The organism is uncultured Empedobacter sp., assembly GCF_937930195.1.
Classification (GTDB): domain Bacteria; phylum Bacteroidota; class Bacteroidia; order Flavobacteriales; family Weeksellaceae; genus Empedobacter; species Empedobacter stercoris.
In genome coordinates, this window is the sequence record NZ_CALGVK010000133.1 from 24,220 (window position 1) to 48,603 (window position 24,384).

20 protein-coding genes are annotated in these 24,384 nt (G+C 32.7%); 8 read left to right on the top strand and 12 right to left on the bottom strand.

The window, feature by feature from the left end; translation table 11 throughout:
* Positions 1-12: 12 nt before the first annotated feature.
* A complete protein-coding gene (locus tag Q0616_RS07855) occupies positions 13-1,644 on the bottom strand; it encodes an AarF/UbiB family protein (RefSeq protein ID WP_225542186.1) in 1,632 nt (543 codons plus the stop codon).
* Positions 1,645-1,886: 242 nt separating this feature from the next.
* On the opposite strand from Q0616_RS07855, the gene rpsA reads away from it, so the two are divergent.
* The 3 genes from rpsA to Q0616_RS07870 all read left to right on the top strand — a co-directional run bounded on the left by rpsA (position 1,887) and on the right by Q0616_RS07870 (position 5,402).
* A complete protein-coding gene (rpsA, locus tag Q0616_RS07860) occupies positions 1,887-3,716 on the top strand; it encodes a 30S ribosomal protein S1 (RefSeq protein WP_171621846.1) in 1,830 nt (609 codons plus the stop codon).
* A 197-nt stretch (positions 3,717-3,913) separates the two neighbouring features.
* Entirely contained in the window at positions 3,914-4,381 is a 468-nt protein-coding gene (locus Q0616_RS07865; protein ID WP_210766915.1) for an Lrp/AsnC family transcriptional regulator, read from the top strand.
* A 13-nt stretch (positions 4,382-4,394) separates the two neighbouring features.
* The gene (locus tag Q0616_RS07870; RefSeq protein ID WP_298776276.1) at positions 4,395-5,402 is read left to right on the top strand and encodes an EamA family transporter; all 1,008 of its coding nucleotides are present in this window, start codon (positions 4,395-4,397) and stop codon (positions 5,400-5,402) included.
* 66 nt (positions 5,403-5,468) lie between these two features.
* Here the strand turns inward: Q0616_RS07870 and ribB are convergent, their stop codons facing one another.
* The 6 genes from ribB to smpB form a co-directional block, all read right to left on the bottom strand.
* Positions 5,469-6,593: a 3,4-dihydroxy-2-butanone-4-phosphate synthase gene (gene ribB, locus Q0616_RS07875; protein WP_286483979.1), complete on the bottom strand. Its 1,125-nt coding sequence runs from the start codon at positions 6,591-6,593 to the stop codon at positions 5,469-5,471.
* A gap of 9 nt (positions 6,594-6,602) precedes the next feature.
* Complete coding sequence (locus Q0616_RS07880) at positions 6,603-8,063, bottom strand: LptF/LptG family permease (protein ID WP_171621843.1); 1,461 nt, start codon at positions 8,061-8,063, stop codon at positions 6,603-6,605.
* A gap of 3 nt (positions 8,064-8,066) precedes the next feature.
* A complete protein-coding gene (locus Q0616_RS07885) occupies positions 8,067-8,696 on the bottom strand; it encodes an outer membrane lipoprotein carrier protein LolA (protein ID WP_298776280.1) in 630 nt (209 codons plus the stop codon).
* A gap of 33 nt (positions 8,697-8,729) precedes the next feature.
* Entirely contained in the window at positions 8,730-11,261 is a 2,532-nt protein-coding gene (locus Q0616_RS07890) for a DNA translocase FtsK (protein ID WP_298776283.1), read from the bottom strand.
* A gap of 207 nt (positions 11,262-11,468) precedes the next feature.
* Positions 11,469-12,968 carry an OmpA family protein gene (locus Q0616_RS07895; RefSeq protein WP_298776285.1) on the bottom strand — a complete coding sequence of 500 codons (1,500 nt, stop codon included), beginning with the start codon at positions 12,966-12,968 and terminating at the stop codon, positions 11,469-11,471.
* Between the two features lie 66 nt (positions 12,969-13,034).
* Positions 13,035-13,487: an SsrA-binding protein SmpB gene (gene smpB / locus Q0616_RS07900; RefSeq protein ID WP_171621839.1), complete on the bottom strand. Its 453-nt coding sequence runs from the start codon at positions 13,485-13,487 to the stop codon at positions 13,035-13,037.
* A 66-nt stretch (positions 13,488-13,553) separates the two neighbouring features.
* On the opposite strand from smpB, the gene Q0616_RS07905 reads away from it, so the two are divergent.
* Positions 13,554-15,176 (top strand): ATP-binding cassette domain-containing protein, encoded by a 1,623-nt coding sequence (locus Q0616_RS07905; RefSeq protein WP_188319217.1) that lies wholly within the window; start codon positions 13,554-13,556, stop codon positions 15,174-15,176.
* A 251-nt stretch (positions 15,177-15,427) separates the two neighbouring features.
* On the opposite strand, the gene gyrB is transcribed toward Q0616_RS07905, so the two are convergent.
* The 3 genes from gyrB to Q0616_RS07920 form a co-directional block, all read right to left on the bottom strand.
* Positions 15,428-17,371 carry a DNA topoisomerase (ATP-hydrolyzing) subunit B gene (gyrB, locus tag Q0616_RS07910; RefSeq protein WP_171621837.1) on the bottom strand — a complete coding sequence of 648 codons (1,944 nt, stop codon included), beginning with the start codon at positions 17,369-17,371 and terminating at the stop codon, positions 15,428-15,430.
* Positions 17,372-17,564: 193 nt separating this feature from the next.
* Positions 17,565-18,194: a 16S rRNA (guanine(527)-N(7))-methyltransferase RsmG gene (gene rsmG / locus Q0616_RS07915; protein WP_260541966.1), complete on the bottom strand. Its 630-nt coding sequence runs from the start codon at positions 18,192-18,194 to the stop codon at positions 17,565-17,567.
* A 3-nt stretch (positions 18,195-18,197) separates the two neighbouring features.
* Entirely contained in the window at positions 18,198-18,644 is a 447-nt protein-coding gene (locus tag Q0616_RS07920) for a GAF domain-containing protein (protein WP_225539731.1), read from the bottom strand.
* 98 nt (positions 18,645-18,742) lie between these two features.
* Between Q0616_RS07920 and xrtF the strand changes: the two genes are divergently transcribed.
* Complete coding sequence (xrtF, locus tag Q0616_RS07925) at positions 18,743-19,285, top strand: exosortase family protein XrtF (protein WP_225539730.1); 543 nt, start codon at positions 18,743-18,745, stop codon at positions 19,283-19,285.
* Positions 19,275-19,721 (top strand): exosortase F system-associated protein, encoded by a 447-nt coding sequence (locus Q0616_RS07930; RefSeq protein WP_284583217.1) that lies wholly within the window; start codon positions 19,275-19,277, stop codon positions 19,719-19,721. Before xrtF ends, Q0616_RS07930 begins: the two co-directional genes overlap by 11 nt.
* 33 nt (positions 19,722-19,754) lie before the next feature.
* On the opposite strand, the gene Q0616_RS07935 is transcribed toward Q0616_RS07930, so the two are convergent.
* Positions 19,755-20,072, bottom strand: coding sequence for a hypothetical protein (locus tag Q0616_RS07935; protein WP_171621832.1), 318 nt, complete (start codon positions 20,070-20,072; stop codon positions 19,755-19,757).
* Positions 20,073-20,087: 15 nt separating this feature from the next.
* Complete coding sequence (gene rlmB, locus Q0616_RS07940; RefSeq protein WP_171621831.1) at positions 20,088-20,837, bottom strand: 23S rRNA (guanosine(2251)-2'-O)-methyltransferase RlmB; 750 nt, start codon at positions 20,835-20,837, stop codon at positions 20,088-20,090.
* 337 nt (positions 20,838-21,174) lie between these two features.
* On the opposite strand from rlmB, the gene Q0616_RS07945 reads away from it, so the two are divergent.
* Together Q0616_RS07945 and Q0616_RS07950 are read left to right on the top strand one after the other, a co-directional pair.
* Positions 21,175-21,969, top strand: a complete 795-nt coding sequence (locus Q0616_RS07945; RefSeq protein ID WP_298776300.1) for a thymidylate synthase — start codon at positions 21,175-21,177, stop codon at positions 21,967-21,969.
* A gap of 88 nt (positions 21,970-22,057) precedes the next feature.
* On the top strand, positions 22,058-24,384 hold a 2,327-nt coding region (locus tag Q0616_RS07950), incomplete at its 3' end, for a M1 family metallopeptidase (protein ID WP_298776302.1).

Genomic DNA, 24,384 nt, shown 5'->3' on the forward strand with positions numbered 1-24,384 from the left:
TAAATTTTAAATCTACTTTTTTCTAAAGACTAAAATAATAATACAACTCGCCGTAAAAACAGATAATAAATACCCAACCCAAGAAAGCATTGGCATGTCTAAAATCATGGGACGAACGGTTGTATTGGCTAACATACTTCCACCAATTCCAAAAGTTAATGTTAATAAAGCTAACACTATTTTATTGACACTGTCTTTTATGAGTTTCTGAATATTATCGATTTCATCAATCTTAAAATTAAGCGCTAATTTATCGTTGTTTATTTTTTCGATTAGCTTTAATGTATCTTCTGGTAAATCGTTGATTAAATCTTGAATATCCTTGAAATTATCAATCGTCTTTTTACTCAAATATTTAGGATGAAATTTCTGACGAGCTAATTTTATTGCATACGGACGCATCGAACGTTGTACATTAAGATCAGCATGCAATTGTTGACCAATCCCTTCTATAAGCGCAATTCCTCTTAATAAGATATAAACATATTCAGGTAATAACACATGATTACGCTGTAGAATATGATTAAATTTTTTGATGATTACCTGAACTTCAATGGTGTCAACTGTATTGTATTCTAAATAGTCAAAAATATCAGCAATATCACGTTCCAATTGTTTATCATTTTCGATATAATGTTTAATCGCCATTTTTTTGAGTGAACGAACAATACGTTTTGGATTTTTCAAACCAAAATCAATGACAACATTTTCTAATGCTTCTTTTTCGTTGATTGCTAAAATTCCCATCGAGCCAAAATCGATGAAAGCTATTCGACCGTCTTGCAAAATAAAAATATTACCTGGATGAGGATCGGCATGAAAAAAACCATCATCTAACAATTGTTTCAAATAAATATCAAACCCTTTTTGCACGATTTTTTTTGGGTCAAGTCCCAACGCTTCCAATTGCTCAACATCATTTACTTTAAAACCCTCGATTAATTCCATACAAAGAAAATTATTATTCGAATAGTCTTCGTATGTTTTAGGCACGTAAACATCTTTACTTTTCTCGAAATTTTTTCTAAAACGTTCGATATTTTGAAATTCGTTCGTTAGAGAAAGTTCTTTTAGAATTGAATTTTCGAATGATTTTTCAATTTCAGAAATGAATAACTTTTGTAACTTCTCGTATTTCTTTTCTAAAAAAAGAACGATATCACGAATCAAGGCCAAATCTGATTCGATGATATGTTGAATGTTTGATCGCTTCACTTTGAACACGACTTTTTCACCATTCAATAATGTAGCGCGGTAAACTTGTGAAATACTGGCTGCAGCAAAAGGTTGTTGTTCTATTGAAAGAAAATGTTCGTCTGGTTCTATTCCAAATTCGTCTTTTATTCTTTGATAAATATCAATCTCTTCAGGCGGGACATTATCTTGTAATTTTTTCAACTCTTCGACCAATGATTCAGGAACCAAATCTTTTCGATTACTTAATAATTGACCAAATTTTATATAGGTTGGTCCGAGTTCTTCCAAAGCCATTCGAAACCTTTGATTGAAAGAACTATTGAAGAAATCAGTATTTTGGTCAGAATGAAACAAATCATTTCCACGAGAAAGGATTTCTTCAAAACCATATTTAGAAACGACTTTTACGATTTTCGAAAAGCGTTTTATTTTCTTTAAACTATCCATAAGATTTAGATTCGTTTACAAGTTACAAATAAACAAACGTGTATTGAGTTTATAAAAACTTAAATTTCTTTGAGTTGAAGCGAAAATTATTCCAAAAAATTAATTTTTATTGTTTATCTTTGCACTCGCTTAAATGAATTAGGAATCAAGCGATTAATTATTAAGTTAAACATCTCTCGGTCATTTATTTGCATTTTAAGATTCCAAAAATAAAATTGATTGAGATACAAATTTTTAGAATTATGTCTAAAGAAACAAAACAAGAGGAGGTAAAAGAAGTTGTATTAAACACTCCAGTATTAGATGCGTCTGCTAATGCAAACGTAGCGCCAGAATCATTTGATTGGGAATCTTTCGAATCAGGATTAAACGAAGAAGATCGTAAAGAAAAAGCTGAATTAGAGCAAATGTACGATACAACTTTAGAAGACTTACATGAGAATGAAGTATTCAAAGGACAAGTTGTACGTATTACAGATAAAGAAGCTATCGTTGACATCAACTTCAAATCAGAAGGTGTTATTTCATTAAACGAATTCCGTTACAACCAAGATTTAAAAGTTGGAGATATCGTTGAAGTAATGGTTGATCAACGTGAAGATAAAAATGGACAATTAATTTTATCTCACAAAAAAGCTCGTACATTAAATGCATGGGATGCTGTGAACAAAGCACACGATTCTCAAGAAATCGTTAACGGTTACATCAAAGCTCGTACTAAAGGAGGTATGATTGTTGACGTATTCGGAATTGAAGCTTTCTTACCAGGTTCTCAAATCGATGTTAAACCAATCCGTGATTACGAACAATTCGTAGGAAAAACTATGGAGTTCAAAGTTGTTAAAATCAACCCAGAATTCAAAAACGTAGTTGTTTCTCACAAAGCGTTAATCGAGGCTGATATCGAAGTTCAGAAAAAAGAAATCGTTGCTCAATTAGAGAAAGGACAAGTATTAGAAGGTGAAGTTAAAAACATCACATCTTACGGTGTATTCGTAGACTTAGGAGGTGTTGACGGTTTAATCCACATTACAGACTTATCTTGGTCTCGTATCAACCACCCATCTGAAATCTTAGAAGATGGACAAAAAATCAACGTTGTAATCTTAGATTTCGACGAAGATAAATCTCGTATCCAATTAGGTATTAAACAATTAGAAGCTCACCCATGGGATGCTTTAGATGCTGATATCAAAGTTGGTGATAAAGTTAAAGGAAAAGTAGTTGTTTTAGCTGACTACGGTGCATTCGTTGAGGTTGCTCCAGGTGTAGAAGGTTTAATCCACGTTTCTGAAATGTCATGGTCTACTCACTTACGTTCTGCTCAAGATTTCGTAAAAGTAGGTGATGAAGTTGAAGCAGTAGTTTTAACTTTAGATAGAGAAGAAAGAAAAATGTCTTTAGGTATCAAACAATTAACGCCAGATCCTTGGACAGATATTACAACTAAATACCCAGTAGGTTCTACTCACAAAGGTAAAGTTCGTAACTTCACTAACTTCGGTGTATTCGTAGAATTAGAAGAAGGTGTTGACGGATTAATCTACATCTCTGACTTATCTTGGACTAAGAAAATCAAACACCCATCAGAATTCTGTGCAGTTGATGATATCTTAGACGTAGTAGTTTTAGAATTAGACGTAGAAGCTCGTCGTTTATCTTTAGGTCACAAACAATTAACTGAAAACCCTTGGGATCAGTACGAAGCTAAATATGCTGTAGGTACAACTCACACAGGTGTTGCAGTTGACGTATTTGACAAAGGTGCTACAGTTCAATTCGAAGATGCTGATGTTGAAGCTTTCGCTCCAGCTCGTACATTAGAGAAGGAAGACGGATCTCGTATCAAAAAAGGTGAAGAAACATCTTTCAAAGTAATCGAATTCAATAAAGAATTCCGTCGTGTAGTAGTTTCTCATACAGCAACTTTCCGTGAGGAAGAAGTTAAAGCTGAAAGAACTTCTAACAACAATAACAACAACAATTCATCTAACACAATTGAAACATCTACATTAGGAGATATCGATTCATTAGCTGCATTGAAAAAGAAAATGGAAGAAGGAGGAAACTAATTCTCTAACGGAAATTTTTAAATAACATAAGCTGTCCAGTATTGGGCAGCTTTTTTTTATGAAGAATGGTTTAATACTTGGCAGGAATACTAAATTTAATTTATGGTTTAAAATCATATCAAGAATAAAGTACATTTATTAATATATTTTTTGAATATTATTCAAAAAACCTTAATTTTGCAGTCGAAATGGAAAAAATAGAATTTAATTTAGACGCTACTGATTTGAAAATCATGCGATTAATGCAAGAAAATGCGCGTATTAATAATGCCGATATTGCAAGAGAATTGGGAATGGCACCTTCTGGTATATTAGAACGTGTAAAGAAGCTTGAAAACAAACAAGTTATTTTAGCTTATCATGCAAAAATAAATCCAGTGGCAGTTGGTCAAAAATTACTTTCATACATGTTTATCAAAACGGTAGATATTATCGGAGATGAAACAGTAGGAAAACAGCTTGCTCAAATTCCAGAAGTTTTAGAAGTTCATGATATCGCTGGAGATGATGGTTATTTAATCAAAGTAAGAACTTCTGATAACGAAGGTTTAGTAGAATTAATGCGTAAACACCTTAGCAAAATTGGTGGAATCACCTCTACACGAACAACTATCGTTTTACAAACAATAAAAGAAGAACAAAATATCGTTATACCAACGAATTAAAATTGAAGATTGAATGAAAGGGAATCAACCAAGCAAGTGGCTGATTATTGCAGCGTATTTCGTGGTTTATGTCGTTTGGGGGTCAACTTATTTTTTTATAGATAAGGCATTACATGGCTTTAGTCCATTTATTTTGGGCTCGTTTCGTTTTATTGGAGCGAGTACATTATTGATGGGGTATTGCAAATTAAAAGGCTATAAACTTTGGGATAAACAAATCGTAAAACAATGTATGTTTACGGGTTTTATGCTACTTTTTATTGATATGGCCGGAATTATTTGGTCTGAGCAATTTTTACCAAGTGGAATTGTTGCGATTATGGCAGCTTCGGCAGCTATTTGGTTCATTGTATTAGATAAACCAAAATGGAAACAAAATTTTTCAAGTATTCCCACTGTATTAGGTGTACTGTTTGGTTTTATAGGTGTTTTGATGCTATTCTACGAACAAACGACTACTGTACACGCAGACGCAGATCAGCAATTCTTAAATATGATTGGATTGATTGTTTTAATCTTTTGTTCTATCGCTTGGACATTGGGTTCTTTGTATTCTAAATATGTGACGGACAAACAGAAAAAAGAAGTTACAAAACCAAAAGAAGAGTTGCATATCATGGTAAAAACAGCTTGGCAAATGATTACTGCTGGTGTATTATTCAATACTGTTGCCATATTCAATGGAGAGTATGCCAATTTCAATCTTACGAATGTAACGACAGAAGATTGGTTAGCAATGGCTTATTTAACAACTTTTGGCTCTATTCTTGCATTTGGATCTTATGTTTGGCTGTTACAACATCGTCCAGCCGTAGAAGTTTCTACTTATGCTTACGTTAATCCAATTGTAGCAGTAGCGTTAAGTTATTTTTTCTCAGATGATGTCATAACTCATTTGCAGATCTATGGATTAGCAGTAATTTTATTCAGTGTTTTATTAATGAATTGGAATCTTTACAAAAACACAAAATCAGTTCAAAAAATTCTGCATCTTGTTTCTCGTAAACATTATGCGCATTAAATATTATGATGATTAATAAAAAAAGCTTCTCTTGTGAGAAGCTTTTTTTAGTTCTATATTATTTTCTTACAATTTTGTACATTTTACAATCTCTAAACCATATTGTGTAGTATGAGGCTTTTCGACTGTTCGTGTAATTAAATTCATTTTTTGGATACCTAAATCTTTGATAATTTGCGATCCAATTCCATGATCTTTTTCGTCTGCTGGTAAAATCCCCGATTTAGATTTTCCTTCAGAATAGCTTTTGAAAATTTCTAATTTCTGTTCAACTAATTCAGAATTCTGAATATTATTGATAAAAATAATAACTCCTTTTTCTTCTTCGTTGATAATGTTCATTGTTTTTTCTAACAATGGCGTTTCTCCATTTTGTAAAGCGCTAAATAAGTCATAATAACTGTTTGTCGATTTTACACGTACAGGAACAACATCATCTTTTGACCATTTTCCTTTTTTTAGTGCAAAGTGAATTTGGTTGTTTGTTGTTTGTTGATAAGCAACTAAATCATAATCTCCAAATTTAGTTTTTGCAGGAAATTCTTCAATACGTTTTACCAACGATTCGTTTTCTAATCTATATGCAATTAAATCTTCAATCGAAACGATTTTAAGATCAAAATTTTTCGCAATCTCCAATAATTCAGGAAGACGAGCCATCTCTCCATCTTCTTTCAATATTTCAACAATACATCCAGCAGGATAATGTCCTGCCATACGCGCCAAATCAACAGCTGCTTCTGTATGTCCCATGCGAACCAAAACCCCTCCATCTTTCGCTATTAAAGGAAAAATATGTCCTGGTTTACCTAAATCATCAGGATTTGTATTTTCATCAATTAAGGCTTGAATAGTTTTTGAACGATCCGAAGCCGAAATTCCTGTTGTACAACCATGTCCTTGTAAATCGACAGAAACGGTAAAATTCGTTTCATAAATCGCTGTATTGTGACCAACCATAAGATCTAAGCCTAAAGCTTTACATCTTTTTTGTGTAAGTGGTGTACAAACCAATCCGCGTCCATGCGTTACCATAAAGTTGATGACTTCTGGTGTAGCAAACTCGGCGATACATAGGAAATCTCCTTCATTTTCACGATCTTCATCGTCAACTACAATGATAACTTTTCCTTGTTTTAAATCTTCTAAAGCTTCTTCAATTGTGTTTAATTGAGATGATCTATTTTCCATTGTTTTATATTATTGATAACGAGAATGCTCCTCGTTTTTGTTTGTTTTCTTAAACTTATTAAAGTATTTTATAATCGGATCGATGTAAATACTTATGTCAAATAATCCTGAGTCTTGGTTGGCTTTATAACTAAATAAAATAGAGAATGGAAGTGCTATAATATTCGCTGCCCAAGCAGCAAAAGTTGAGTCTAATTTACCATTTTTCGCCATGTTTTCTGCGGAGAAATTTAGAATAAAATAGATAACGAATATGACAATAGAAATAACAACCGGCATTCCAATTCCTCCTTTTTTAACAATTGCTCCTAACGAAGATCCTATCAAAAAGAAAATAATACACGTTACTGCGTACGAAAAGTTTCGGTTGTAATGAATGTTTACTTTTGCATATAGTTTTTCTCGACCTATAATTTCTTGTTCAGAAAATAACATATTTTCTTGATCTCGATTTACCATTTGTATCGATTGATTGATAATTCTGTCTTGATCTTGAGCAGAATGTTCTTTTATATCGAAAATCATTTTGGTATTTACAGAATCAATCTCTTTCATTTTATGAAAGTAATAATAATTCTGATTGAACATATTTGTTTTTAAATCTGAATAATACTTTTTATAATCTACATTTAACGAATCTATCAAATGTCTCAGACCTTTTCCATCCAAATATTTATACGAGTTTCCTGGATCTTCGTCTTTCCCTGAATTTAAAATATCCGAAATATCAATGTAATAATTAAGCGTATCAAACTTTGTATATTGATTTTCTTGACGTAATCGTTGATCTAAATTTTTATTCTTAATATTATCTGTATAAGCAATTCCATCAAAAAGCTCCATTTTCATGTAATGGTTATCGTTTTTATCAGGAGCAAGATTTCCTCTTTTGGCAATTATTGTCATTCCATCTTCTCCAAAAGCTGCATTTTGATGAACAAAAACATCTTCTAACTTTTCAGAATTTTCACCAGAAACTTTATTAATTTTCATCTGAAAACCAGGAACCGTTTCAATAAAAACACCTTCTTTCATATTTACAGTAGGTTTTGTCTGTAAAATACTATAGAGCATTGTTCTTGCTTTTCGTTGAGAATAAGGCATTACTTTGTCTCCAAAATAATACAACCCTATTGACATTAACATAATTAATCCAAAAAGTGGGGCAAGAATTCTTGTTAAAGAGATTCCAGACGCTTTCATTGCTGCCAACTCGTAACGCTCACCAAATCCTCCCATTGTCATAATCGACCCCAAAAGAATGGTAAGTGGCAGTACAAGTTGCACCACGTTAATACCAAAATAAAAAAGTAATTCCGCTATAGTGTACCATTCTAAACCTTTTCCAATAAATTTTTCCATTTCTTGCCATGCAAACTGCACAATAAAGATGAAAAACAGAACACTAAAAATGAAAAAAAATGGACCTAAAAAGGTCTTAATTAAATACCAGTCAAGCTTTTTTAACATTGATTATAATTGTGTAATAATATAGCCTTGCGACTTATATTTCTTTTGGTCAAAGTTAAAGTAACTTTTGTGAATAAGTAAATTTTGAACGTAATCTTTTACAACGATAGACATTGTATCTCCATTTTTACCATATTCTTTATAATCATGGATTTGATTATTTGCTGTATTAACTCCTAAAATCGAATATTTAATTGAAGATGTTTTAGTTGGCGTTAATTTTATATACTGAATCGACTTACCTCCTACTGTTTTTTTATCTGTTAACGCATAACTAAAATCTGTTCGATAGGTATTCAAAACTTTAGTTGGAGTTAAAAAATCATCTGTATTTGACGCATCAGAAACTGTTACTTCTTTGTCATCTTTTGCTATCGTATATAACTTTGTTCCTGTGTATATTTGATTGATGTCTCCTACATTCAAATTAAATTTTTGTTTCATCGAGAAAACTTCTCCTGTTTGATTCATCGATTTTCCATTAGTCGAATGACTAAAATCAAACTTAATATAATACGAGTTTGCGTTGGTATATTTTGCGTAAACTTTGTCTAAGATTTGTTTTGCTGATTGAGCGTTTAATGTTCCAACCCCTACTAATAAGAGTATGAAAGAATAAAATATCTTTTTCATACAATTTAAATTTCTATCTGTTTTTAATAAATTTTAGTTCAAATTATTCAACAACTGTTCCAAACTCATGTCATCTTGTATCAATACTTGACGTGCTTTGCTTCCTTCAAAAGGTCCAACAATTCCAGCGGCTTCTAATTGATCAATTAATCGTCCTGCTCGGTTATATCCTAATTTTAATTTTCGTTGTAATAAAGATGCAGAACCTTGTTGATTCATTACAATCAATCGTGCAGCATCTTCAAATAACACATCACGATCAGATAAATCAATATCTAAATTAGAACCTCCATCTTCGCCAACATATTCTGGTAAATGTAAAGCATCTGGATAGCCTCGTTGTTCTCCAATAAACTCGGTGATTTTATCAACTTCTGGTGTATCCACAAAAGCACATTGTAGTCGCACTAAATCATTTCCAGTCGTAAATAGCATATCTCCTTTTCCAATTAATTGATCAGCTCCAGGAGAATCTAAAATTGTTCTCGAATCTATTTTAGATGTTACACGAAACGCTACACGAGCTGGAAAGTTAGCTTTAATTGTACCTGTAATAACATTTACAGAAGGTCGTTGTGTAGCAACAATCAAGTGAATTCCAACAGCACGAGCCAGCTGAGCTAAACGAGCAATAGGTAGTTCTACTTCTTTACCAGCTGTCATAATCAAATCTGCAAACTCATCTACGATTAAAACGATATATGGTAAAAATCGATGTCCAGCTTCTGGGTTTAATTTACGTTCTTTAAACTTCGCATTGTATTCTTTCAAATTACGAACGAAAGCATTCTTAAGTAATTCGTAGCGATCATCCATTTCTATACAAAGCGAATTCAGTGTATTGATTACTTTCGTATTATCTGTGATAATTGCTTCTTCTGCATCAGGTAATTTAGCTAAGTAATGACGTTCTATTTTCGAGTAAAGTGTCAACTCTACTTTCTTTGGATCGACCATTACAAATTTCAATTCTGATGGATGTTTTTTGTACAACAACGATGCAATAATTGCATTCAGTCCTACCGATTTCCCTTGTCCAGTTGCTCCCGCCATTAACAAGTGAGGCATTTTAGCTAAATCAGCAACAAACGTTTCATTCGTAATTGTTTTACCAAAAGCAATAGGTAATTCCATATCAGAATTCTGAAATTTTTGAGAAGCTATTACAGAATGCATCGAAACCATAGATGGATTAGAGTTCGGAACTTCGATACCAATGGTTCCTTTTCCTGGAATTGGTGCAATAATACGAATACCAAGTGCAGCTAAACTTAATGCTATATCATCTTCAAGATTCTTAATTTTAGAAATACGAACTCCTGCTTGCGGCACAATCTCGTAAAGTGTTACAGTTGGACCTATCGTTGCCGTAATTTGTGAAATACCGATTCCGTAGTTACCTAAAGTTTCGATAATTTTATTTTTATTGGATTCTAATTCTTTTTGATCGATTAATGTATTTCCTGAATCATATTTTTTCAATAATGAAATCGGTGGAAATTGAAAATTTGGTAAATCTAAACGTTGGTTATATTCGCCTTGTTCTTGAACCAATCGTGCAGAAGTAGCTTCAAATTCTTCTTCTTCGTCAATTTTTTGAACTTTCAATTCTAAATCATTAGAACCTTCTTGTTTAGAACTTGTAACTGAATTTTCTGTTATTGGTTCAATTTCACTATTTTCTTCTATCTCATCAACCACCAATTCGGTTATATTAACAGGACTTTCTTCAATTTGCTCTTCCTCCTGTGGTTGATTTATAGTAAACTCTTGCGAAAAAGATTCATTTGGACTAACTGTATGTGATTTGATTGCTTCTTTTTCAAAATTCTCGACCAATTTCAACTCTTCAATCGATTCATTTTCTTGTTGTTTTTCAACTTCTTGATTGAATTTATTAATTTTTTCTTGCTCTTCTTCTTCTTTACGTTTTCTTAATTCGAGTTGCTCCTTTTTAATTTTTTCTTGTTCTTTTTCAATGCGATCAAGTTCTTTTTGTTTCGCGCGTTCCTCCATTTTTTGTTGGATAGATTGATATGTCATTCTAAAATGAATCACACAATAAATCAATAAACTAACAAATAACAATAAAACAACACCCAACTTACCGATGAAACTATTTAAAAAATCATTGACTTCAAACCCCATTACACCTGAAAGCATATGTTGTTGTGGAAGAATACATCCGAAGAAGATCGGTAGCCAAATCATAAAAAATATACTTTGATAAAGTGTTTTAAATGGTTTAATTTTTTTCCAGTTCGTAGCCACTTTTATTCCTAACAACATAAAGAAAATTGGGATAAAAAAAGACACAATACCAATGCCTTGTAAGATGAAAGTTTCTCCCAATAAAGCGCCGAACTTACCAAAAATATTTTCAGCAGTTTCACTTTTATCCAATAAATCGGAGATTTGACTCTGATCGATTAAACCATTAAAAAAATAAGATAAAAACGAAACAAACAACAATAATCCAAGTACTAAAAATATAATACCTACAATTGTTTTAATAATTTGTTTCTTAGAAGTTTTAGGTGTTTCTTGAGTATTTTTTATAGCCATTTTAAGGTTGAGTATAATTGAAGCAAAAGTAATAAATCTTTGAAAGACTAATCTAACGAAAAGTATTTTAATTTACTAAAAATCATTGCCAATTTTAAACATCAAGCTTATATTTTTTATATAAAATAATTTACTAATTCTGATAGAATATAAATAAAAAGCCACCTCAAATGAGGTGGCTTTCATTATTGTAAGCTTTTTAAAGAATTATTTTTTCTTTTTTGTAGCTGGTTTTACAACTTTAGTTTCAGTAACTGTAGCGTTTTTAGGTAAAACTTCAACGCGTCTGTTTCTTTGGTAACATTCTTCTGTTTCCTCAGTACATAATAATTGAGACTCTCCTAATCCACGAGCAGTTAAACGGTTAGCGTCAACTCCACCTCTTTCAGATAAAATCTTAACTAATGCTTTAGCACGTTTTAAAGATAAAGTTTTGTTGTAAGCCGCAGAACCTCTTTGGTCAGCATGTCCATCTAAGTAGAAGCTTTTAGTTTTTAAATCATCAGAGTTTAAAATTTGAGCAGCAACTTGTACATCATCATAAGAAGATGGAACGATTTTATCAGAGTTGTATTCGAATAAAATGTTAGATAAACGTTTAGCTACGTGAACTTCTGTCCAAGGACATCCGTTATTTTCTTTTGGTCCTTTTTCAGTTGGACAAGCGTCATCTTTATCTGGAATACCATCTCCGTCAGTATCAGGACAACCTTGGAACTCAGCTAAACCAGCCTCGTTTGGACAAGCATCGTCTTTATCTAAGATTCCGTCACCATCTGTATCAGGCCATGGACATCCGTTGTTTTCTACTGGACCAGCAACTTCTGGACAAGCATCATCTTTATCTGGAACACCATCACCATCTGTATCAGGACATCCGTTAAACTCAGCTAAACCAAATTCCGTTGGACATTCATCATCTTTATCAAATACACCGTCACCATCTGTATCAGGACATCCGTTTGTTGCAGGATCACCTGTAGCAATACCCGGAGTATCTGGACATGCATCCTCATCATCTGGAATACCATCATTATCTCTATCTTGTTTTCCGAAACGGAAAGTAACTCCTACTGTATGTTGGAAGAAGTCAAAATAGTTGTTTCCTCCGTAAGCTGGTAACCAATTGTAGTCAGAAGCAACGTTTAAACCAAAGTTTTTAGTAAACCAAAAGTTAACCCCTGCTCCTAAAGATGCTACGAAATGATTTTTTTCTAAGTCTTCAGCTTCAGTAATTTGGTAAGTACCTCCATTCTCATTACCATAGTATGCAGTTAACGGGAATTGTAACCCTGTGTAATCATATCTGTGGTATCCAGCACCTACACGTACGTATGGATCAAACCAAGAATCTTCTTTTAAGATATAACCATTAGCTAATTTATAACGTAAACCTAAACCAGCGTTGATGAATAATTCATCTTTAACAGCTAATCTGTTGTTATCAATTTCACCTACAGAAGCAGTTAAATCAACATCGAAAGATCTGTTTAAGTTACGAATAATAGACAATTTAGATAAAGGAGGAACGATATCCCAGTTATCTGTTTTGAAATACTGGTTGAATGGACCAGTTGCCGAGTTGTGATCAACTGCGTGAGCACCAACTGTAATAGCCCAAGGATTCTTAGAATTCTGAGCGTCTACAAAAGAATTACCCGCTACGAATAATGCTACTGCAGATAATAATAGATTAAACTTTTTCATTATCAAATATTTAGCGTTTTAAATATATTAAATTTTATGTAATTTTTATACAATTATAAGACAAATTTAAGAATTCTTTATCATTCTATCCAAATCTCTTTTCAAATCTTTTCCTTTTATTGTATTTCTTTTATCAAAAAGTTTCTTCCCTTTTGCTAAATAAATCTTCAATTTTGCCAACCCTTTGTTGTTTATATACAGCGTTGTTGCTACAATTGTCAAACCTGTTTCTTTAGTTTTACGTTCTAATTTTCGCAATTCAGATTTTTGCAATAAAAGTTTTCTGTCTCTTCTTGTCTTATGATTAAAGTATGTTCCCCAATCATATTCATCTATAAACATGTTAATGATATAGAGTTCACCATCCTTCATTTGACAAAAACTTTCTGTAATAGAAGCTTTTCCCATTCGGATAGATTTTATTTCAGTCCCAAATAATTGGATGCCGGCATCGTATGAATCTAATAGTTCATATTCAAACCTTGCACGTTTATTCTTTATCGTAACTTCTTTTTGCACTTTATTTTATTCCAATTAAAATTTGTAACTTTGCCGGAAGGTCAAACAAACATCATACCAAAAATTATGTTAAATGTTTCTAATTTATCGCTTCAATTCGGAAAGCGTGTTCTTTTCGACGAAGTTAATATAAAATTTACAAATGGCAACTGTTACGGGATAATTGGTGCCAATGGAGCAGGAAAATCAACTTTTTTAAAAATATTATCTGGTGAAATCGATCCTACTTCTGGACAAGTTAGTTTAGAAAAAGGGAAGCGTATGTCTGTCTTAGAGCAGAATCACTTTAAATACGACGAGTACACAGTATTGGATACTGTTTTACGTGGAAATAAAGTATTATACGATATTAAAGAACGTATGGATGCTTTATATGCAAAAGAAGATTTCTCTGAAGAAGATGGTATCAAAGCAGGAGAATTAGGCGTTGTCTATGAAGAAATGAATGGATGGAATGCTGAATCTGATGCAGCTACATTATTATCTAATGTAGGAATTGATTCTGATATGCATTATACGTTAATGGGAGATTTAGATAATAAAGCGAAAGTTCGTATTTTGATTGCGCAAGCTTTATTTGGAAATCCAGACGTGTTAATCTTAGATGAGCCTACCAACGAATTGGACGTTAATACAATTCAATGGTTAGAGGATTTCTTAGGTAATTTTGAAAACACAGTAATTGTTGTATCTCACGACCGTCACTTCTTAGACGCAGTTTGTACACATATCTGTGATTTAGATTTCTCTAAATTAAATCTTTATTCTGGTAACTATACATTCTGGTACGAATCTTCTCAATTAGCGGCAAAACAACGTGCTCAACAAAACAAAAAAGCAGAGGAAAAGAAAAAGGAATTACAAGATTTCATTGCTCGTTTCTCTTCTAACGTTGCTAAAGCAAAACAAACAACTTCTCGTAAGAAAATGATCGAGAAATTAAATATTGAAGACATCAAACCATCTTCTCGTCGATACCCTGCAATTATTTGGGAACAATCACGCGAAGCTGGAGATCAAATCTTAGAAGTGAACGATTTATCTGCGTCTGTAGATGGAGAAGTTTTATTTAAAGATGCAAACATCAACCTGAAAAAAGGTGATAAAATTGGTGTTTTCTCTCGTAATTCGAAAGCTGTTTCTCAATTCTTCGAAATTCTATCAGGTAAAGTTCAACCAGATTCTGGTGATTTCTCTTGGGGTATTACAACAACACAAGCGTATTTACCATTAGATAATACAGATTTCTTCAAAGAAGATATCAACTTGGTTGATTGGTTACGTCAATATACTGATTCTGATGAAGAACGTCACGAAGAATTTATGCGTGGTTTCTTAGGTAAAATGTTATTCTCTGGAGACGAAGCATTGAAAAAATCTTCTGTTTTATCTGGAGGTGAAAAAATGCGTTGTATGTTCTCTCGCATGATGTTATTACGTGCAAACGTATTATTATTAGACGAACCAACAGGTCACTTAGACTTAGAATCGATTACAGCATTAAATAATTCTTTGGTTAATTTCAAAGGAACAATTTTAATGGGCTCTCATGACCACGAATTGATTCAAACAACATGTAATCGTATTATCGAGTTGACGCCAAACGGAATCATCGATCGTTATATGACATATGATGAATTCTTAGACGATCCTAAGGTAAAAGAATTAAAAGCAAAATATTACGCTTAAGATTTCTTACACAATATTTCTCAAATCCAGAAGGTTCTACTTTCTGGATTTTTTTATTCTTATTCAATTGATTTTACAATTTATAATTCAATAGAACAACCTTTTCAGTACCTATTATATTTATTCATAGATAATATGATCTATACAATTCCTTGCTATACATTCATTAAATTTTCTAAATAAATTATTAACAAAAAAAAATCCAGCCTTAAAAAAAGCTGGATTTATTTTTTGTATTATTTTAAAACTGATTAAACATCAATTTTTGCGTAGTGTGCATTTTTCTCGATAAACTCACGACGAGGTGGTACATCATCACCCATCAACATAGAAAATACACGATCTGCTTCTGTCGCATTATCAATTGTTACTTTACGTAACGTTCTATGTTCTGGATTAAGAGTCGTTTCCCATAATTGCTCGGCGTTCATTTCCCCAAGACCTTTGTATCGTTGAATCGTTACACCTTTTCCTGAACCATCTGTAGAGAATTCAGCCGTTAAACGTTCACGATCTTTTTCGTCCCAAGCATATTCTGCTTTAGCTCCTTTTTTAATTAAATATAAAGGTGGTGTTGCAATATAAATATGTCCGTTTTCAATTAATTCTTTCATGTAACGGAAGAAGAAAGTCAAAATTAATGTCGCGATGTGAGAACCGTCGACATCGGCATCGGTCATAATTACTACTTTATGGTAACGTAGTTTTGCAATATTAAGTGCTTTCGAATCTTCTTCAGTTCCGATTGTTACCCCTAAAGCTGTATAAATATTTTTGATTTCTTCGTTATCTAAAACTTTATGCGCCATCGCTTTTTCAACATTTAAGATCTTACCACGTAATGGTAAAATTGCTTGAAAATGACGATCACGTCCTTGTTTTGCCGTTCCTCCGGCAGAATCACCCTCGACTAAGAATAATTCCGATTCTTCTGGTTTACGAGAAGAACAGTCTGCTAACTTCCCTGGTAATCCGCTTCCTCCCATAGGATTCTTACGTTGTACCATTTCACGAGCTTTCTTAGCTGCTTGACGCGCTTTTGCTGCTAAAATTACTTTATCAACAATTATTTTCGCTTCAGCTGGATTTTCTTCTAAGAAATTTGTTAACATTTCTGCAACGATTTTATCAACCGCAGGAGAAACTTCAGAGTTTCCTAATTTCGTTTTAGTTTGACCTTCGAACTGAGGTTCCATAACTTTCACCGAAATTACAGCTGTTAATCCTTCACGGAAATCATCACCTACAATCTCAACTTTTTCTTTTGCAAGATTAAAGTTTTCTTCAGCGTATTTTTTCAGCGTACGCGTCAATGCACGGCGGAAACCAGACAAGTGCGTTCCTCCTTCGTGTGTATTAATATTATTTACATACGAATGTACATTTTCGTTATATGACGTATTGTATCGCATTGCAACCTCAACAGGAATTCCATCACGCTCACCTTCCATAAAGATGACTTTATCCATGATAGATTCTCTGTTTCCATCAACAAATTCAACAAATTCTTTTAATCCTTCTTCTGAATGAAAAGTTTCTGAGAAAGGATTTCCTTCTTCATCTTTTTGACGTTCGTCAACTAATACAATATTAATTCCTTTATTCAAGAAAGCTAACTCACGTAAACGATTTGCTAAAGTTGCATAGTTATACTCTCTAATCTCTTGGAAAATTGTATCATCTGGAGTAAAAGTAACAGTCGTACCGCTTTTATCAGTTGTTCCGACTTCTTTTACATCATACAAAGGCTTACCTTTCGAATATTCTTGAATATATTGTTTCCCGTTCTTAAAAACTTCTGCCGATAAATGGTTAGAAAGTGCATTAACACACGAAACTCCAACACCGTGCAAACCTCCAGAAACTTTATATGTATCTTTATCAAACTTACCTCCTGCACCAATCTTTGTCATTACAACTTCTAATGCAGATTTTCCTTCTTTTTTATGTAAGTCGACTGGAATACCACGTCCGTTATCTTCGACACGAATCGAGTTTCCTTCTAAAATTGTTACCTTGATTGTATCACAGTATCCTGCTAAAGCTTCATCAATAGAGTTATCAACAACCTCGTAAACTAAGTGGTGTAATCCTCTAACTCCGACGTCACCAATGTACATCGATGGACGAAGACGTACGTGCTCCATTCCTTCTAACGCTTGGATATTATCCGCCGTATATGTGTTATTACTCATAATATGTCTCTAACTTTTTAAAACAAACAAATATAGTGAATTTTGACGAAAAAACCTCTTAAAAAGAACTTAAAGTATTGGATAAAATAACGATTTTATGCACTTTTTTCTTAAAATCTAATAATTGAACTCATAAAAAAACCGAAATCATTTTTAATCTGATTTCGGTTAATTATTTATTAAATACTTAAAATTAAATATCTTTCTTTTCTAAGTAAACTACTTTTTTTGTTTCGAAAAACTCTTCTTCAAAAAAGTTTTGAATATCAAACAGTACAGCATTTGGAAAATCTGCTAATTCTTCTGTTAAATCGCCTCCTTTTAAATATAACAAGCCATTTGGAAAAGGATTAATCGCTTCTTTCTTGAATTTACCACGAATCCATTCTGCAAATCTTGGCATTGCTGTAACCGCACGTGAAACTACAAAATCGTACTTTTCTGTTAATTCTTCGGCGCGTTTTTGTTCTGCTTTTACATTCGTTAATCCTAAACCCTTTGCTACTCCTTGTACCACTTTGATTTTTTTACCAATCGAATCGACTAAATGAAAATTAACATTAGGAAATAATATAGCCAACGGAATCCCCGGTAAACCTCCTCCTGTTCCTACATCCAACACATCAGAACCATCTGCAAATTCCATCACTTTGGCAATTGCTAAAGAATGTAGAATATGATTGGTGTAAATTTCGTCGATATCCTTGCGAGAAACCACGTTTATTTGATCATTCCATTCTTTGTACAAATCTCCCACTTTTGAAAATTGCTCGATTTGCTTTTCTGTCAAATCTGGAAAATAGTTTAAAATAAGTTCTACCATCGATTAAATAATTTCTGAAACACGATTACAAACATAATCTAACAACTTGATATCTTCTTCCGTAAAAGGATCTATTGTATGCGAATCGATATCAATTTGCCCAATATTTACACCATTTTTGAAGATTGGGATTACTATTTCGGCTTTTGTTTCGATAGAACATGCCAAATAATTATCTTGTGCATACACATCTGGAACAACAAATGTTTGATTCGATTCAGCTACTTGACCACAAATTCCTTTTCCGTAAGGTATAATTGTATGATCCGTTGCTGCACCAACATAAGGCCCAAGTTTCAACTCGTTCTTATCTCCATTTTTGAAGTAAAACCCAACCCAATTGTAATAGTCTACTTCATCACTCAACAATTGACAAATCTTTTGTAACTTATCTTCTGTCGAAATTGCGCTATCAAAAATGACATCTACGCGTTTATGTAAATTTTGCATTTATTTAAAAATCTTGTGAAGCAAATTTATTGATTAATCATTACTTAATCAAAAGATGATGATTTTCATTTATATTTGTTTGAAATTATTTAACCTTAATGAAAGAATTTAAACCATTGTTGTTATTCCTTGCACGATTTTTAGGAACCTACATTATTCTAAGCATTGCGTACAAACTATATTTGGATCAATATTTACCACACAATATACCAGATCCATTTACAAAATTCACTTCAGATATCACCGCTTTTTTCTTAAATAAGTTTGGTTTCTTTTCTTTCTCAAACATCGCAGAAAATCAACCTTGGATGCGCTTGATTGTTGATGGACAAGTCGCCTCAATTGTTAATGAAGGGTGCAATGCAATTTCAATTTTGATTATTTTCGTCTCATTTATCGTTGCTTTTTATACCAATTTAAAACAAACAATTTTATTTATTTTAGCTGGATTAGTCATATTATTTGTGATGAATATTTCGAGAATTATGTTACTCAACTATATATTTAGATACCACAACGAATACGGAAAAATGGCGCATGACTATTTATTTCCTGCTATAATTTATGGATCTATTGTTGTTCTTTGGATTGTTTGGATTAAATTTTTCGTTACAAAATACAATAAACAACATGCCAAATAAATACTTACGCTACGGAATTGCAGCTTTATTGGTTTTTGGATTAGTATTGGTCAGAAAATTTGAAGATACGTTGTTTTACGATCCTTTTATTCAATACTTTCATCTTGTTGGACATTCTAAGTTTCCTGATTTGGATATGGCTCAACTAAATGCAAGTCTTATGTTTCGTTACCTTATCAATACGTTATTAACAGTATTAATTGTTTGGTTTATTTTCTGGAAAAAGAATTATGTTAAATTCTCTATCATTATTATGATTATTGGATTAATCGTTCTTTTACCAATTTACAATTACCTTATTTCAACACAATTTTCTTCAGGTGAAATGGTTTTCTTTTACGTCAGACGATTTCTCATTCAACCCATGTTTTTATTGATTTTGATTCCTTGTTTTTATTACCAAGAAATACAACATAAAAAAGCGGTCGAAAATTAATTTTCGACCGCTTTTTTATGTTGTAAATTAGAATTATAGTAATCCCGATTCTTCTTTTTCGCGTTGAGCATCCAATTTAGCTTGCTCTTTTGCCGCTTCTTCTTGCGCTTTTTGTTCTGCAACTTTACGTTTTTCTTCCTCTGCGATTTTAGCATTTGCTTTATTCACAGATTTATATTTGTACAACCATCCCAAAAAACCTCCAAGAATAAATCCAATTCCAGCACCTCCTGTTATTCCAACTAGAAATTCTTTGTCCGAAAATAATCTCGAAACATCCAAATTTGTAAAGTAGTACATTGCCGCACTCAATGCGATCAATAAAATTCCGATAAGTGTAGAATAGCTCATAAATTATATTTTTCGTTAAAATAAATCTTGTAACATTCTTTGACGAACAGCTTCGTATAAGATTGCACCAGCCGCAACAGAAACATTCAATGATGCTGTTTGTCCAGCCATAGGCAATTTAACAATTTTATCTGAAATTTTCAAAATAGAATCCGAGACTCCATCTTCTTCACTTCCCATTACAACTGCTGCTGGAACGGCAAAATCTGCATCATAAATGTATTCTGCGGATTTTTCTGAAGCACTAAAAATAGTTATTCCTGATGATTGTAAATACTTGATTATATTAACTAAATTTCCTTCTTTACAAACAGGAATATTATATAACGCTCCTGTCGAAGTTTTAACTGCATCTGCATTTACAGAAGCTGAACCTTTTGTTGGAATAATTATCGCATCTACACCAACACATTCCGCTGTACGAGCGATAGCTCCAAAATTACGAACATCAGAAACGCGGTCTAAAATTAAAATAAATGGTGTTTTTCCTTTTTCCCAAATTTGAGGCAATACATTTTCAATTGAATCGAATTCGATTGGAGAAACAAACGCATAAACGCCTTGATGGTTTTTTCCTGTAAAACGATTTAGTTTTTCTACAGGTACATAACTTACAGGAATTTCGTACTCAGTCACCAATTTTCTCAATTCTGAAAAAATCTCTCCTTGTAAACCTTTTTGAATAAAAATTTTATCGATTGTTTTACCTGCTTCAATCGCTTCTATTACTGGTCTTAAACCAAAAATTCCTGCTTCGTTTTTCATAACTGCAAAGATAAAAAAATTATACGTAACTATTTACCTATCCTTCTCCTCAATTGTTGTAAATAATTTGGAAAGCTCATATACAACATACATCCAATGATAACAAGTGAAATCATTGACATTAAATTTAGCTTGATGTGAATGATTTTTGATACAAAAACGACAACCAAAACAACGTTGAATAACGTTTGAAAATAAAAATGTTGCGCAATTTTTCGTCCAAAATCTGATTTGCTATACGAAGCAAAAAACATAAAAATCACTAAAATCGATAAGATCAAGCTAAACTTCATTCTAAAAAAAATTCTTAAATTTGAAAGGTTAAATATAATGAGAAATGCAACAGTATCACGATTTATGTAAAAAGGTTTTAGCAGAAGGTTCTTTCAAAGAAGATAGAACAGGAACAGGAACGAAAAGTATTTTTGGTTACCAAATGCGCTTCGATTTATCGAAAGGATTTCCTTTGGTGACGACAAAAAAAATACATTTAAAATCGATTATCTACGAATTGTTGTGGTTCTTGAAAGGTGATACAAATATCAAATATTTAACAGATAATGGCGTAAGAATTTGGAACGAATGGGCAGACGAAAATGGAGATTTAGGTCCTGTTTATGGACATCAGTGGCGTTCTTGGGGAAAAGAAAACGGAGAAGTTGTCGATCAAATAAAAGTTGCGATTGATCAAATAAAAAATAATCCAGATTCGCGCCGAATTATAGTTTCTGCTTGGAATGTTGGTGAATTAGACCAAATGGCTTTGGCACCTTGTCATGCCTTTTTCCAGTTTTATGTAAATGACGATAAATTATCTTTGCAATTGTATCAGCGTAGTGCAGATATTTTCTTAGGTGTACCATTTAATATTGCATCTTATGCTTTATTACAGATGATGGTAGCGCAGGTTTGTGATTTAGAAGTAGGCGATTTTGTTCACACATTTGGAGATGCGCATATTTACAAAAATCATTTCGAACAAGTTGAATTACAATTAACTCGTGAACCTTATCCATTACCAACAATGAAAATAAATCCGAATGTAAAAAACATTTTTGATTTTGAATACGAAGATTTCGAATTAGAAAATTATCAAGCACATCCACATATCAAAGGGATTGTAGCTGTATAATCATAAAATATACTTAAAGTCTCCTATTTGGAGGCTTTTTTTGTAACTTTTTGAGAAATTTATCAACCAATAAAAATAAAATTTTACGATGAAAAAACGAATCCTTTGGCTTACATCAGCCTTTATTATATCAAGTCTTACTCATGCTCAAGTCATGACTCCACCACCGAGCTACAACGAAAAACAAACGAATCAAATCGATATTTACCGTGCAGAAGCAGAACGTATCAATAACCTTGTTCATACAAAATTAGATTTGAAATTTGATTATGCGAAAGAACACGTTTTGGGTGAAGCTTGGGTTACGTTAAAACCACATTTCTATTCAACTTCTAAGGTTACTTTGGATGCAAAAGCAATGTTGATTCACGAAGTTGCTTTGGTAAATGGTGCAACAAAGAAAAAATTAAATTACAAATACGACGATTTACAATTAGTCATCGATTTAGACAAAGAATACAAAAAAGATCAAGAATACACTCTTTACATCAACTATACAGCGCGACCAAATGAAGTAAAACAAGAAGGAAGTGCAGCTATAAATGATGCAAAAGGAGTTTATTTTATCAATGCTAAGGGAGATCGTGCAAACTATCCAACTCAGATTTGGACACAAGGCGAAACTGAATCTTCTTCTTGTTGGTTCCCAACAATTGACAAAACAAATCAAAAAACTTCGCAAGAAATTACCTTAACATATCCTGATAAATACGTTTCATTATCAAACGGAACGATGAAATCTTCGAAGAAAAATACAGACGGAACAAAAACTGATTATTGGAAATTTGATAAAAAACATGCGCCTTATTTATTCTTTTTCGGAATTGGAGATTATGCAGTAATCAACGATAAATGGAAAAATATCAATGTTGATTATTATGTAGAGCCTGAATATAAAGATGTTGCGAAGCAAATTTTTGGAAATACGCCAGAAATGATCCAGTTCTTTTCTGATAAACTAAACTATCCTTATCCTTGGGACAAATATGCACAAATGACCGCTCGCGAGTACGTTTCTGGAGCAATGGAAAATACAACTGCATCGTTGTTTCATGATGGTGTTCAACAAAAAGCGGGGCAATTAATCGACGAAAACACGGCTGAATATGTAATTGCCCACGAATTATTTCACCATTGGTTTGGTGATTTAGTAACGGCTGAAAGTTGGGGAAATCTAACTGTTAATGAATCGTTTGCAAACTATTCAGAATATTTGTGGTTTGAACATAAATACGGGAAAGAGAAAGCAGATGAACATCGCTACAACGAAATGTTTGGCTACAAACAAGGCGATGGACCAACAAAAAAATTGGTTCGAATTCACTACAATTCGCGCGAAGATATGTTTGATGGCGTTTCGTACAACAAAGGAGGGGTAATCTTACATATGTTGCGAAATTTCTTAGGTGATGACGCTTTCTTCAAAGGATTGAATAAATACCTAAAAGACAATGAATACGGAAAAGCAGAGGCTGTACAATTACGCTTAGCTTTAGAAGAAGTTTCAGGACGTGATTTGAATTGGTTTTTTAATCAATGGTATTTCGAAAATGGACATCCAAAATTGACGTTTGTATCAGATTATTCTTCAGTAAATAAAAAGGTAAAAGTGGTTGTTCGTCAAGATACTTCGAAATTGTTTGAATTTCCGTTCGCAATTGACATCGTTGAAAATGGAAAAACAACTCGTCAACAAGTTTGGGTTCCGAAAAAAGCCGAAACTGTGTTTGAATTTGATGTAAATCAAAAGCCTGAAGTTGTTATTCCAAATGCTGATCAAGTTTTATTAGCAGATATCGACGATAAAAAACCTGTTGAAGATTTTATTACGCAATACAAAGCTGGAAAAGGAAATTACACAACGCGTTTATTAGCGATTGAAGCAATGGCAAATGCGCAAGCAACTAATCCAAAAGCGGCTGATGCGTTGATTAATGCATTAGACGATTCATTTGATGGGTTACGAATTTATGCCATTCAGAGATTAGATACAAAATCGAAAACAATCATAGATAAAGCCACTTCGAAATTAAAACAATTGGCTTCCAACGATCCAAAAACATTGGTACAATCTGCTGCGTTAAATGCGTTAAATGACGCATCGATATATGAAGCAGCACTTTTTGAAAAAGCTTCTAAAAGTCCATCGTTCAGTGTACAAGGTGCTGCATTAACAGGAATATTAAAAAATAATCCTTCAAAAATTAATGAAATAACAACAAATCTTGAAAACGAAGTGATCAAAAGTTCACCTGATTTAGCAATGGCTTTAGTTCCGACTTGGATAAAAAATAATCAATTTGATAAAGCAGTTTTAATTTCAGAATCTGCTGCGATGTATGAATTCGTAAAATTCCAAGATATAGAAAAAGGAAAAGTTGCAGAACAAGCTTTTAATTGGATTATGAATAATGA